The following is a 15,766-nucleotide window of genomic DNA, read 5'->3' on the forward strand; positions in this document are numbered from 1 at the left end:
TTTACTAACCAGATAAATTAACTTTGCATTTTAGTGAGTTTGCATTTTTATTTGTCTTCTCCTTTGTCCTCTATTTAGCCTTTGTTCAAAACTATTTTTATCGGATTCTTCAATAGGATTAAAAGTTTTTGCCATAGAATTGATATTTGGGCATTCATAGAGCTTAGCAACAGAAAGATTTGCATTAAATTGCTTATTCAATATGTTAGTCAATTGAATACCTATCAGCGAATCACCACCAAGTTCAAAGAAGTTATCATAAATTCCTATCTTTTCAATTCCAATCACTTCTTGCCAAATATCAACTAACTTTTGCTCATTTTGATTGCGGGGTGCAACGTAATCATTACTGAGTTGTGGTCTGGGATACTTTAATTTAGCTGAATTGACAGTTTCTAAAAAATCTAATCCTGATGTTTTATTTTCAGAATTGTAATGTTTAAATACTTCCAATAAATCAGAGGTAGATATTACAACCTGAGGGATTGTATTGTCTAAAATCCGTTGAAATACATCTACACCTTCATGGGGTAATATACCTTGTTGGAGATTTTCTCGGCGCAATTCTTGGAGCCGTTCAGGTAATTGTGTGTTTACTGCCATCCCAACTTCTTGCCAAGTATCCCAATTAATACTTGTAATCAATCGGTTTTGTTTTGCAGCATTACAGTGAGCATAAGCATCTAAAAAAGCATTTGCAGCACAATAATCTACCTGTCCAAATTCCGCTACGATAGAACTATTTGATGAGACTAAAATAAAGAAATCTAATTCAATATTTTGGATAATTTTATCAATAACGATTGTTCCCTTCACCTTAGGAGCGAGGATTTTTTCTGCTTCTTCTGGAGTTTTGCGTTGAATTGCACCGCCTCCAGGAATTCCGGCGGCGTGGATGACACCATTAAGTTCACCGAATTGTTGTTGTGCTTGAGCGATCGCACTTTGCATTTGTTCTATACTGCTAACATCAGCAGCAATGGTCAAAACCTCTGCACCCAATTTTTCAAGTTCTTGGACTTTACGAATTTTAGAGCTAATACTATCAGTTTCATCATGAGTAGATAACCATTGAGTCCATTCATTTTTGTTGGGTAAAGTAGAACGTCCTACTAATAATAATTTTGCTTGTAAAGTTCTGGCTAAATATTCCGCCAAAACAAGCCCAATACCTCCAAGTCCACCTGTAATTAAATAGACTCCTCTTTCTTTTAGTCGAGACTTTTCAGTTTTAATTTTCTCAAAACGTACTGGCTCAAAACTCTGCACCCAACGATTTAAACCTCGATAAGCAATTAACTTTTCTGGTTTTTCAACCGTCAGTTCGGCGAGGATATTTTCTATCAATTTTTCTTCTTGCCAATTGTTTTTGAGAGGAAATAGAACATCAATACTACGACAACTAATATTTGCATATTCTTGAGAAATAACTTTAACTGGGCCGAGTAAAGTTGCTTTCTCTGGAGAAAGTGATTCACTTACCGTTACTGACTGTAGGTTGTTAGAAATAACTATGATTTCAAAATCATTACTACTTTCTTGTTTACCTAAAGCTTGGGCAATAAATAATAAACTATAAAATCCCTTGATTTGAATTAGTTCTAATTCTTGCTCAACAACAGGTGTAACGTTCCATAAATGAAGTATCTTTTTTGGCAGTTTATGTTGTTTGATTAATTCTTCAAATAAAATATCATAATCGTAATGATTTTCGGGATTGATAGTATATTCAAAATTGCCTATTTTGGTAAAGCTGTCACCTAATTGAACTGTAACTACATCTTGCTTTTGTTTTTCTAGTTGTTTTACTAAGTTGAGACCCAAGCCGCACTCATCAAGAAATACCAAAATGCAATTTTTAGTTACTAATTCTTGGCTATCCAGTTTAACTGGAGGTAATGAAGGCTTCCAATAAGGAATGTAAAACCAGTCGGCTATATCGGTTTTTTTAACGAGTGAAACCAAATTATTATTGTTATCTGGTTCTGGCTTTTTCGCATCAATCCAATACCTTTGTCGTTCAAAAGGATAAGTAGGTAAAGGTAAACGATGACGCTGTTCTTGGCTATAAAATTCTGACCAATTTATATTGACACCAAAAAGCCACAACTTACCCAAGGTTTGCAGCAAAAAGCTGACGGCTGATTGTTGATTTTCAGGTAAAGCAGTCAAGACGTGTTTTTTAGTTAATTTGCTGAAATTTTGTCTAAATCCAACTTCTAGAAAAACACCTTCAAACTGCTCTAATAGTTGAGATATACTATCAGATAATTTAAGATTTTGTTGTAAAATTTGATTCCAATAGTTGAGATTTGTTGCTTGTGCGTCTGTAATCCAACTATTAGTCACATTGGAAATAAAGCGTATACGTGGTGGGTTCAGTTTAACTTGTGTGCCCTTGTTTGCTAGAATTTTTAAGGCATCTTCTAAGGAAAATACACCTGCGATCGCACCTGCAACATATTCACCAATACCCTCACCAATCATCGCTTCTGGTAATATACCCCATGACATAAATAGCTCAGCTAGGGAATATTCAATGACAAATAATGCTAGTTCATTAAGATTAGCTGCGGCAACTTTATCTGAATTGTGAAACAGTAAATCACGGATATTAAAACCGATGTAAGATTGCAAAATTTCAGCGCAATTATCTACATGCTTGCGATATGTTGCTTCAACTTCATATAATTCTTTAATGATGTTATAATTTTGTGATTTTTCCGCAGAAAACACGAATGTAACGGGGCAACGAGTAGGCTGTAAATGATAGTCAAAAACACGTTCCTGGTTGTGATTTTGCAGTAATTTCACAGCATCATCCAAGTCTTGACAAACTACCATCCGCCGATGTTCAAAAACTCGACGACCTACTTTTAAAGTGTAAGCAACATCAGCTAAATTAATATCGGGATTTTGCTGGAGGTGAGCAGCTAAATTTGCTGTGGCAGTTTCTAAAGCCGTGCTAGTTTTCGCTGATAATAATATTAATTGCCAAGGACGAGAAGCACTAGATTCTTCAATTACTGGAGCTTCTTCTAATATGACATGGGCGTTAGTGCCACCAACACCAAAAGAACTTACACCCGCTCTACGAGGAAATCCCTTAGTTTGCCACTCTGATAATTTGGTATTGACATAGAAAGGACTGTTAGCAAAATCTATCTCTGGATTTGCTTTTTCAAAATGTAAACTAGGCGGTATTTGTTGATGTTTTAATGCCAGCACTGTTTTAATTAAACCTGTCACACCTGCTGCTGTATCCAGGTGTCCAATATTGGTTTTTACTGAACCGATAGCACAAAAATTTTTGCCATTTGTGGTAGCATTAAAAGCTTGTGTAAGAGCCTTAATTTCAATGGGATCTCCCAACGGCGTTGCAGTTCCATGAGCTTCCACATAAGAAATCGTATCGGCTTCAACACCAGCTAAAGCCAGTGCTTCTGCGATTACTTCTCTTTGACCGCGAACGCTAGGTGCTGTGAACCCAACTTTTAAAGAACCGTCATTATTAATAGCCGAACCTTTAATTACAGCATGAATCAAATCACCATCAGCAATTGCATCCTCCAATCTTTTTAAAACAACAATTCCCAACCCATCACCAAACACCGTTCCTTTAGCATTAGCATCAAAAGTCCGGCAATGTCCGTCAGGAGAATGCAGAACTCCTTCTTGATAGTAATAGCCAGATTTTTGGGGTAACTTAGCTATAGAAACACCACCAGCCAAAGCAATATCACTTTCTCCATTCAGCAAACTTTGACAAGCTAAATGTACAGCTATTAATGATGTAGAACAGTTATTTTGAACATTAATACTCGGCCCGGTAAGATTTAATTTATAAGAAGTTTGAGTACTTAAATTATCTTTTTCATTACCAATAAAAATATTTAACGCATCTACAGATTCGATTAACTCTTTATTTGAAGCTAAATTTGTAAATAAATAATTACTATTAGTGACACCAGCAAACACCCCAATTTTACCTTGATAAAATTCAGAATCATAACCCGCAGATTCTAAAGCTTCCCAGGCTGACTCTAAAAATATCCGATGCTGCGGATCTGTAATTTCAGCTTCTCTAGGAGTATATCCAAAAAATGCAGCGTCAAATAACTCGATGCCTTCCATAATACTGCCTGCTTTCACATAATTTGCATCACTTAACAAGGCAGCATCTACACCAGCCGCTAGCAACTCCTCATCTGTAAAACGCGAAATTGATTCTACTCCATCTCGCAAATTTTCCCAAAACTTATCAACATTATTTGCCCCTGGAAACCTACCAGTAATTCCAATAATAGCTATCTCATCGCTATCATCACAATTGTCAAACTCTTGAAAATCATTCATCTTTTTCACCAACAATTACACATACTCTTGCCTTCCTCTCTGCGCCTCTGCGTGAGACCCTTTCTAAAAAACCTCATACCTCCAAATCCAAAGCAATTTGAATTTGGTCATTTAAAACAGCATCAATATCCTCTTTAGTCGTCAACGGATTAGCAATTACCGCACGCAACGCAGTTACAGAAATTTCTTTCTCGAAACAACTAATTCTTTTTATTGTTCGTGAAATAAAACTACGACCAGCTTGACGCTGACTTTTTTGTAGACGTTCATTAAATAAATTAATTTCTTGATTCTGACTTTCTGTTAATTGCTTTTTAACTACAACATCTCTTAAAGTTTGGGGAATATAACGATAAAGCAGCAGATTTATATCAGGTTCCGATAGTAACTCAAATTCCGGCATAGCATTAATACGCGCAGCCATATATCGCGTCTTCTCAATACCTGCATCAATCAAAAATTCATAACCTTTCAAACCGATTAGATGTAGCCCCGCATGTAAAAATAATGCCATACCGGGACGAGAACCTTCTAAAGCACGTTTTCCTAAATCAAACGAACCCTTACGCATGGTGTAGCTAGCATTTTTTTCAATGGATGCAGCTAGGTGTGGTTCGCGCATAAACACCATGCCAATACCCATAGGTAAATACAGCTGTTTGTGTCCATCAATTGTGACAGAATCAGCGCGTTCGATACCAGCAAGTTTTTGTCGATGTTGTTCGGAAAATATTAGCGGCCCTCCCCAAGCAGCATCTACATGAAAATGCACATTTGCAGCTTGGGCGATATCTGCAATATCAGAAAGTGAGTCTATGTTACCAGAATCCGTAGTACCGGCAACGCCAGCGATCGCAATAATATGCAAATTTTTTGATTGACAATCTGCAACAGCTTGACGTAAGGCTACTAAGTCCACTTGATTGTTTCCATTAGTAGGAATTTTAATCAAACTATGCGTGCCTATGCCTAATAAATCTGCTGCTTTTTCAAAAGAAAAATGCATCAATTCCGAACCAATTATCACTGCTCCTTGATAACCGTAGTAATCTAAAGCTGCTGGTAAACCCGCCTTTTCTACACCAGGAAAACTATTGTTTGCACCCAAAGATTTATTACGAGCGCACCATAATGCAATGATATTGGCTGCCGTACCTCCAGAAACTAATATGCCTAAGGTGCTTTGGCTATTTTGCACATGTTCGCTATAAAATTTATCAGAAAAGTTATAAATTAATCTATGAATCATTGCCAAAGCTTGACGCTCATAGGGGCTAAAAGCTTTGGCTGTTTCTATTTTGACGACATTTTGATTCATTGCTGTCATCAGTTTTGCCAGAGGTCTTACAAAACAAGGCAGCGCCGAAGTCATGTGACCGATAAATCTCGGTGAAGATGTATGTATTGAATGATTAATAACATTATTTGCTAAATATTCAAGATAAGTGTCAAAGTCAGCAGGATTAACAGGAACTTGACTATCAGCAAATGTTTCTATTAATGAATTAAATTCAATATCTGAATTGGTGTTAATGGCATTTAAAAAATTATCAATCAACACATCAGTTTCAATAGTCATCTTAGCTTCTGTACAGACTAAGCTATTAGATGGTGCAAATAATTGCATCACGTCATTGGCAACTGCATACTGTGGCGTTAGCTCATTTTCTAAAAATAAGTTTTGCTGAGTTTTTTCTGATTTTTGCTGACTTAATGCCATTTTATACCCCTGATTATTTACTTTTGACTGGCTCGGCGATGACTTTGTCTAGCTTCCTTGCGACGCTTAATTGAAGCAGACCTTACCTGAGGACGAGAAGAATCTTTTTGCAAAACAACTTCTTCCTCTTTAGTTAAAAATTTGGCAAGGGAACTGATAGTTGGTCTTTCATAAATGCTAATTATGGGAATATGGGTATTTAATTCTTTTTGTAACTGGGAAATCACTTCAACACCGATTAAAGAACTACCACCCAAATCAAAGAAATTATCATAAATACCAATCTTTTCAATTCCCAGAACTTTTTGCCAAGTTGTGGCTACTATTTGCTCTACCTGATTGCTAGCTGGAACGTACTCATTTTGTAAGTTTCCTCTGGAATGAAGTGATAAATTTTCTACATGATTTTGTAAAAATTGTCGTTTTATCCATTGCTCAATTCTCGGTTGTAATTCACCCGCAGAAACAACAATTTGAGGAGTTTTATTTAAACATAATACTCGACTAAAAACATCTATACCTTCCTTCCATGTCATACGTAATTTTTCTAAAGCTAATCCCACAGTGAGGTCTTGGATATCGCCTGCTTCAGCTTGCCAAGTATCCCAGTTGACGCTAATACAAGGAAACAAGTTTGTTTGATTCTGCTTGTGGGCATAAGCATCCATAAAAATATTAGCAGCAGAATAGGAAGTTAACCCTAAACCTCCTAATACAGATGATGAGGAAGATGTGAATAAACAAAAATCTAACTTTTCACCTTGTAAAACTTTTTCTAAAACAAATAAGCCGTATACTTTAGGACTAAATTGTGCTTGACTTTGAGCTTTAGAACTTTCTTCAATAGTGTAATAGGCATCGTCATTAATTCCGGCTGTGTGGATGACACCATGAATTTCACCAAAGCGTTCTTTAGCTAAATATATAGCTTTTTGCATTTGTTGTTCGTTAGCGACATCAGCACTAATCGCTTCAACTTCAGCACCTAATTCCTCAAGCATCATCATTTTTTTTAGCTTTTGGCTAACTTCATTAAATTCATCATGAGTTAGTAGCCATTCAGACCATTTATGTCTTTCTGGTAAGCTTTTTCTTCCGATTAAAATTAACTTAGCCTGCACGGTTTTTGCTAAGTATTCTGACATTGCTAAACCGATGCGACCAAGACCGCCAGTAATTACATAAACACCGCTTTTTCTCAACTTGGTTTTGCTGGTAATACTTTCATCTAAACGTACAGCTTCATAAGTTTTAATCCAGCGATGATTGCCACGATAAGCAATTAAATTATCAGTGATTGGTGTTGTAAATTCCGTCAGCAGCGAGTTTATTAATGTTGCTGATAGTTTAGTTTTAGAGTCTGGAAGTACAATATCAAAGCAACAACAAGTGATGTTGAGATATTCTTGGGGGATGACATTACACGGCCCCAATATAGTTGCTTTTTCAGGGCATAAATTCTCGCTACCAGTGACATCATGTAGATTACTAGTGACAACCATTAACTTTATTGGGTCAATGATATTCTGTTTTACCAAGGCTTGTGCTAGGAACAACAGACTATCAAAACCGAGATTTTGGCAATCTTCAAAAAATTGATATTGTGTTTTTGGATTTAGCTCATGACTAGGTAAAATATCGTTAGGAGTTAGGCTCCAAAAATGCGCGACTTGCCTTACTTCCTGAATCAAATTTTGTTCTTGCAGTGTTTGAAATAAAGTATTATAGTCATTACTTTCTTGGGGATTAATGACATAATTACAGTCGTCAATTTGAGCAAATTTATCCCCAACTCTTACAAAAATTACATCTTGATTTTGTTGTTGCAGTCGGTGGGCAATTTCTACTCCCACTCCATAATTATCAACAAAAATTAACCAAGATGATTTGTCTTCTAACAGTTTATCCTGCTGAATAAATTCAACTGGTGTAGATTCTTTCCACCGAGGAACATAAAACCAATCAGCAATATCTGGCTTTTTATCTGATGCTTTTGAAGACATCATTGCCAAAGTTGCATTTCGATTTACCTCAATCCAATAACGCTGGCGCTCAAAGGGATAGGTAGGTAAAGGTAGGCGACGACGTTTTTCATTTGCATAAAAACCAGACCAATCAATTTGAATTCCTACTAACCAAAGTTTGCCCAAGGTGTTAAGTAAAAATTCTATATCTGATTGTTGTTCTTGGGGATGTCGTATAGAAGTTAATGTTATTACATCTGTTTGATGTTGTTTAGCCAAACTACTTAACGTCCGTCCCGGCCCGACTTCCAACAATACTTGCTCTGGCTGTTTTAGTAGCTGAGAAATTCCTAAGCTGAAATTGACTGGCTGTCTTAAATGCCTTGCCCAATATTGAGGATCTGTTGCTTCAATGGCAGTAATCCAAGTTCCACTAATATTGGAAATAAAAGGAATTTTTGGAGCATTCAATTTTATTTTTTTGAATGACTCAATGAAACTTTCAATGATGGGTGACATCATTGCAGAATGAAAGGCGTGAGATGTATGCAACCGCCTATAATTTACGCCTATTTGTTGCAATTTTTCTTGCAATTTATCTATTGCTGTATATGAACCAGACACTACACAAGATGTAGGTGCATTAATGGCAGCTAAAGAAATTCCTGGTTCTAGAAATTGTTGTATTTTTTCTTCAGGAAGCTGAACCGAAAGCATCGCACCGCCGGGTAACTCTTGCATGAGTTTTCCTCGCGTTGCGACTATTGTTAAGGCATCTTCTAAAGTAAAAACTCCGGCTATGGTAGCAGCTACATACTCTCCAATACTATGACCAATCATTGCCTCAGGACACACGCCCCAAGCCATCCACAACTTGGTCATGGCATATTCAATAACAAATAATGCAGGTTGAGTAATTGCTGTTTGTTGTAATTTTTGTGTTGCTTCTGAAATTTTTTCTTCGCTGGGATAAAGAACTGTACGTAAATCGATTTGCAAGTGAGGTTTTAGTAATTCGCAGCAGTAATCAACTTGTTCTCTAAAGATACTTTCATTTTCATATAATTCTCGACCCATATTTACATATTGCGAACCTTGTCCGGAAAACATAAACACAATCGAACGGTTACAAGGTTCTTGATAAGAAGTAAAAATCCTTTGTGGGTTTTGCAATGCGTTAATAGCATCTTCTTGATTTTGACAAACTACCATGCGGCGATGGTTGAAAGCCCAGCGACCTACTTGCAAAGTATGAGCAACGTCAGCAAGATTTAAATCTGGATGCGTTTGTAGATGATTTAGCAGGTTTTTTGTAGCGGTTTCTAGGGCTGTATTCGTCTTAGCTGAAAGTAGCAATAATTGATGCTTTCTCCCCTGCTCCCCTGCCCCTCTGCTTTCCTGCTGTCTTGGTGCTTCTTCTAAAATAACATGGGCATTTGTGCCACCAAAACCAAAGGAACTAACACCCGCACGGCGAGGAGTATTGTTTGTTTTCCACTCTGATAATTGATTATTTACATAAAAAGGGCTGTTAGCAAAATCAATTTGAGGCGAAGGTTTTTCAAAGTTTAAACTAGGAGGAATTTGTTTGTGTTTTAGAGCTAAAACAGTTTTAATTAAACCTGCGACACCAGCAGTTGCATCTAAATGTCCAATATTGGTTTTTACAGAACCAATGGCACAAAATTCTTTTTTCTGAGTTTTAGTACGAAAAGCTTGTGTTAATGCTGCAATTTCAACGGGGTCGCCTAAAGAAGTTCCTGTTCCATGTGCTTCAATATAGCTAATAGTTTCAGGTTCCACTTCAGCCATCACTTGGGCGGCTCGAATTACTTTCGCTTGACCATTTACACTCGGTGCGGTGTAGCTAACTTTATCAGCACCATCATTATTAATAGCAGAGCCTTTGATAATAGCATGGATGCAATCTTTATCGGCGATCGCTTCTTCTAATCGTTTTAAAACTACAAGACCTAAACCTCTTCCTTTTACGGTTCCCGCAGCCTGAGCATCAAAAGCACGGCAATGTCCGTCAGGAGATTCAATTCCTCCTTCTTGATATAAATAACCATCTGCTGTGGATATTGAAACTCCTCCTGCTAAAGCAATATCGCACTCACCACTAAGCAAACTTTGACAAGCTAAATGTACGGCAACCAATGAACTCGAACAAGTAGTTTGAACCGCATAACTCGGCCCTTGCAAATTTAATTTATATGAAACAAGTGTAGTAACGTAATCTGTAGAAGTTCCTTTTTCTATTTGCTTATCGCCTACAGAAGCTATGACATCATAATTAGAATAAATATTCAGTAAATAGCTGCCAAAACTCGTCCCAGCGTAAACTCCAATAGGTTTTTTATATATCTGCGAACTATAACCAGCATCCTCCAATGCTTTCCATGAATACTCTAAGAAAAAGCGCAATGAAGGGTCTAGAATTTCAGCTTCTCTAGGACTAAAGTCAAAAAATGCAGCATCAAATAAATCTATACCTCCGACTCGACCTTCTGCTTTCACATAATTCGGGTCATTGATTAAGGCGGTATCTACACCCAAGTCTTGCAATTCTTGGTCGGTAAATCGATGAATTGACTCTACTCCATCTCGGAGATTTTGCCAAAATTGTTCTATGTTTGGAGCTTCCGGAAAACAGCCACTCATGCCAATAATAGCTATTTCCAGACCAGTTGTATTTGTGAAATATTCTGAATCTTCCATAATTAATTTGGCTGTTGGCTGTTACACATTTTGTTGTCTTTTTTGCAAAAAGCGTTGCTTTAATCTAGCTTTTCCAGCTTCTAGTTGTTCGTTTAATTCATTGCTTTGATTTTCAAAGCTGTCATCTTCTTCTTGATTTAAATACCGTGAGATAGAACTGATTGTTGGATATTTAAACAAGTCAGTTATTGCTAAGTCTGGTTTAAAAAGTTCTCGGAGTTTGCTGTAAACCTGAAGCACATTTAAAGAATGTCCACCAAGGTCAAAAAAGTTATCTTGAATGCCGACTTTCTCCACCTTGAGAATTTTTTGCCAAATATCAACAATTGTGCGTTCCATTTCATTTCGCGGCAATACATAAGCTGTTTCTAGTACTGGGCGAAGATTATCTGGTTTTGGTAGAGCTTTCCTATCTACCTTTCCACTTGGTGCTAGAGGTAAATTTTCTAACATCACAAAGGCAGAAGGTAACATGTGGTCTGGTAACTTTTCTGTTAAGAAACTACGCAATTCACTAACGCTAGGAACTAGTGAGATTTTCGGAACTACATAAGCAACAATTAATAAGTTACCTGGTACATCTTCTTGAACGATAACTACATTTTCACGTACATTGGGGTGCTGATTGAGAAATGTTTCAATTTCTCCTAATTCAACTCGGAAACCACGAATTTTTACTTGATGGTCAATGCGTCCAAGAAATTCCAAATTTCCATCAGCTAACCACCTACCTAAATCTCCAGTTTTATAAATTAAATCCTGACGATTTGGTGGTAATTTCTTCCTAGTATCTGGAAAAACATTAGGAACAAAACTTAAATTAGTTTTCTCTTCATTCTTCCAATACCCCGCACCGACACCAATACCCGAAACACAAATTTCTCCCGGAGCGCCAATAGGTAATAGTTGCATTTGCTCATCGAGAACATAGATATTCAAGTTAGCTAATGGTTTACCAATTGGTACTGTGCGCTGATTTTTAGCAAAAGGCTGATTAACAATAAATTGAGTAATATCATCAGCGGCTTCCGTGGGGCCGTAAGCATTAACAATTTTGATTTCAGGATATAGCTGGAGCCACTTATTTACCCAACTTACCGATACTGGTTCTCCCACAACCATCATCCATTTTAAATCGGGTAATTCTCTTTCATGAATTGCTAGTTCCGAAGTATATTCCAGTAAGCCGCCAAATAATGCAGGTACTAATTCAATAACTGTAATTTTTTCTGATTTGAGTGCTTTAAATAGTTTATCAGGAATTGCTACAGTTTCTACATCTACTATTACTGTTTTGCCACCGATTAAAAGCGGTGCTAAAAATTGCCAGACGGAAATATCTGTTGATGAAGGAGCGCTTTGGAGAAAAGAAAATTCTTCTGTTAATTGTAATTCATCGAATTGGGCATAAATATGATTGATTGCCCCATCATGCCTGACAATTGCTCCCTTTGGTAATCCTGTAGACCCAGAAGTATAAAGCATATAAGCCGGGTCAACTGCATGATTTATAGGGTCTATATTATCATTGGGTAGATGTTGAAAATCTAAGTTGTTATATATCTTTAATTGTGGGCGATCGCTAACTAATCTTTCATCAGCAATCAAGCTATCCAAGCAAATAATAGATGATAGCTCAAAACTATCCTTTGCTAAATCAGATAACACATTTAATAACGAAGTATCTGTGAATAAAAACCTGACTTGGCTATTAGCTAGCATATATTTAATGCGGTTCGCTGGATAAGTGCTATCAATGGGTACATAAGCCCCACCCGCCTTGTAGATAGCAAGAATAGCGATAAGGAAATTAATATCGCGGTCTTTGAAAATCCCAATAAACTCCCCTTGCTTAACTCCTAATTTCCGCAATAAGCCAGCTACCTGATTAGCTTTTTGATTTAGCTCTTGATAGGTTAATTGAGTTTGTTCGTGGACTACAGCTATATTATTTGGAGTCTGAATTACTTGCTTTTCAAATAATTCATTGATTGTCTGGTAAACGGGATATTCTTTAACATTGTTGTTACATTGTTGTAATAATTGGTATTTATCAGACTTTTTTAAGAAAGCAATATCGAAAATTTTAATATGAACTTGATTCAAACAGCTTTCTAAAACATTTACATAACATCTGCTCATTGATTTGATATTTTCATCTTGAAACAGATGTTCGCTATATTCTATATCAACACTAATATTTTCACTGTTAACTGTAAAAGAAATTGTGATGTCGTTGTTGAGTTGCTTTAACTGAGTTTTGTAATGAATATTTTCTAGTAAAACTACTATGTCAAAAATGGGGCAACGATTAGGAATTGTGGGGATTGCTAATAATTTAATTAGTTCATCAAAATTATAGTTTTGATGAGCGTAAGCAGCTATAGTAGCATCTTTAACTTGCAAAACAAAATCTTGAAATGTCAACTGAGACGTAACTTGAGTACGTAGAGGAATGACTTTACTATTTACGTCATCTGTTGCGATTTTTTCATATACTGGTATGCCAAGAATAACATCATTATTTCGCGTATATTTTGGCAGCAATATTTTCAAAGCCGACACAAGGATTAAATAAATTGAAAAGTAAGAACCATTCCCCAGTTTAATGATTGCTTGAGATAAATCATTGGATAAATCAAAGCTCAGAGCTTTTTTGTTCCCAGTGGGAAATAATGGTCTTACATAATCCAACATTAAATTTGTTTCTGGCAATTCTTTGGATAGTTTATTTATCCAATAAATTTTTTCAGAGAATGTGTCATGTGAGTGTAGATGTAAACCCATAATCTTTGATGTGACTAATTAACTAGTACTTAAATTTAATTCGATATACAATTATCAAAGGCTGCTTTAATAATTGAACAACCCTTTTGTAAGCTAGACATATCAATTGTGAGGGGAGGTAAAATTTTAATTACACTATCATTTCTGCCTGCTTTTTCAATGATTAATCCCAGTTCAAAACAACGCGATGTGATACGTTGAGATAAAGTGCGATCGCCAAAATCTTTGACATCAATTCCCCAAATCATTCCGATTCCCCGGATTGCAATTTTTTCACTCATCGCTGCTATTTCGTGATTCAGAAAATTTCTCAAAAAAAGCTCTTTAGCTTTTACATCTTGTTCAAAATCATAGCTTTCTCTATACTCCAGAGCCGCTGTTGCTCCAATAAATGCTAATTGATTTCCCCTAAAAGTACCATTATGTTCGCCAGGTTCCCAAATATCCAATTCTGGCTTAATTAATAATAGCGACATGGGAAAACCATACCCGCTAATTGATTTAGAGAGTACGACCATATCGGGAACGATATCTGCTCTTTCAAAAGAAAAGAAAGACCCAGTTCGACCACAGCCGACTTGAATATCATCGCAAATTAATAAAATATCATGTTCGTCACATAACTTTCTTAATCTTTGCATCCAATCAATGGGAGCAACAATCACCCCACCTTCTGCTTGCACTGTTTCAAAAATAATTGCTGCTGGTTTTTCAATTCCGGAATTAACATCATTTAAAACAGATTCAATATATTCTATTGTGTCAAAACTTTCCATAAATCCATAAGGATAAGGCATAAATGTGACATTACTTGATGTCCCAATTGCCCCTGCCCTAATTCCAATATTACCACTAATTGATAAGCTACCTAAAGTCATTCCATGATATGCCCCCATAAAGGAAAAAATACCTGGTCTTTGTTTAACTTTTCTAGCTAATTTTAAAGCTGCTTCTACTGCATTTGTTCCTGTCGGGCCGCAAAATTGAATGCGATAATCTAGCTTTTTTGAACTAAGTACCACTTCATCAAACTTCGCTAAAAATTTTTCTTTAGCCGAAGTATACATATCTAGCCCATGTGCAATTCCATCAGCATCTAAATATGAAATTACTCTTTGTTTTATATAGTCGTGGTTATGTCCATAATTTAAAGCCCCGGCTCCAGCAAAAAAATCAATATATTCTTTCCCTGATTCCGAATAAATGATAGAACCTTTGGCTCGATGGAAGATATCTGGAAAATTATGGCAATAGCTTCTGACGTTGGATTCACGCTTTTCAAATATGTTCATGAGATTCTAGGATTTGAATTACAAACCGAGCGTGTACTGTTTAAGAAACGTAATTAAGATAAGTTTTATAAAATTTAAAAATTATCTGGGGAGGTACTTTAAATACTAAGCCCATTGTTAATAACCAGTTATAGTATAAATTTTGTACTGGCATTCCTTTTTTAATAGCTGCTAAAGCAGTCAAGGAACTTTTTTGTGTATGCCAATCGATATTAAAGGAAATTGACATATCCAAACTTCTAACATGATGCAGCGTTCCAGGAGGCATATATAAAATTTCCCCAGGATTGACAATAAATGTAATTGGTCTAGCGTTTTTGTAATCAGGATATTTATTGAAATCTGGATTTTCTGGATTGACAAGAAACCATCTCCAGCCTTGGCGATAGCAATATTTAGCGTCTTCAGGTAATAGGATGGTAAATTGTTTGCGTCCAGCAATTTGGAAAAAAATATTGTTAGTAAGAAGACAATCAAAATGTAATGGTGTAATGCTGTTGGAAGAACCTAAAAAAAATTGACAGTAACGCCACCACTTATACCAATACCATTTTGGTAAATATTCAAAAGGAAATGGTTTAACATCTTCTATTAGTGAAGGAATTAAGCTAAATAAAGGTAGGTCATGACAATATGGTGGCAGAGAATGATTTTCTGGATCTTTTTCATAGCTTTCTATTAATTCTATATATTTTTTCATGGTCAATCGACATATTTCGATTTCCTTATTACTAAATTTCTTGGCATAAATATTTAGAGATGGAGATAATTGTTTGAAATATTTTAAAGACCATTTATCAAACCCACTCCAATTGGAAATGACTCCAGAAATGATGACTGGTTTACCTAGTTCAACATATTCTTTTTGAAATTCATCACTTGATAGCTTATATCTTCTTTCTATCGCCGAGGAAATAATCATACCT

The 15,766-nt window shown here is 36.1% G+C and carries 6 protein-coding genes; all 6 read right to left on the reverse strand.

Features of this window, described 5'->3' with window-relative positions; genetic code table 11:
- Positions 1-30: 30 nt before the first annotated feature.
- Entirely contained in the window at positions 31-4,356 is a 4,326-nt protein-coding gene (locus VF06_RS13390; RefSeq protein WP_099066305.1) for a type I polyketide synthase, read from the reverse strand.
- Positions 4,357-4,429: 73 nt separating this feature from the next.
- Positions 4,430-6,076, reverse strand: a complete 1,647-nt coding sequence (gene panP / locus VF06_RS13395) for a pyridoxal-dependent aspartate 1-decarboxylase PanP (RefSeq protein ID WP_099066304.1) — start codon at positions 6,074-6,076, stop codon at positions 4,430-4,432.
- Between the two features lie 17 nt (positions 6,077-6,093).
- Complete coding sequence (locus tag VF06_RS13400; protein ID WP_099066303.1) at positions 6,094-10,761, reverse strand: type I polyketide synthase; 4,668 nt, start codon at positions 10,759-10,761, stop codon at positions 6,094-6,096.
- A 21-nt stretch (positions 10,762-10,782) separates the two neighbouring features.
- Positions 10,783-13,548: a non-ribosomal peptide synthetase gene (locus tag VF06_RS13405; protein WP_099066302.1), complete on the reverse strand. Its 2,766-nt coding sequence runs from the start codon at positions 13,546-13,548 to the stop codon at positions 10,783-10,785.
- 35 nt (positions 13,549-13,583) lie between these two features.
- On the reverse strand, positions 13,584-14,840 hold the full coding sequence (gene ectB, locus VF06_RS13410; RefSeq protein ID WP_099066301.1) for a diaminobutyrate--2-oxoglutarate transaminase: 1,257 nt from the start codon (positions 14,838-14,840) through the stop codon (positions 13,584-13,586).
- 40 nt (positions 14,841-14,880) lie between these two features.
- Positions 14,881-15,762 carry a cupin-like domain-containing protein gene (locus tag VF06_RS13415; protein WP_099066300.1) on the reverse strand — a complete coding sequence of 294 codons (882 nt, stop codon included), beginning with the start codon at positions 15,760-15,762 and terminating at the stop codon, positions 14,881-14,883.
- Between the last annotated feature and the right edge of the window lie 4 nt (positions 15,763-15,766).

The organism is Nostoc linckia z4 (assembly GCF_002608075.1).
Lineage (GTDB): Bacteria > Cyanobacteriota > Cyanobacteriia > Cyanobacteriales > Nostocaceae > Nostoc > Nostoc linckia.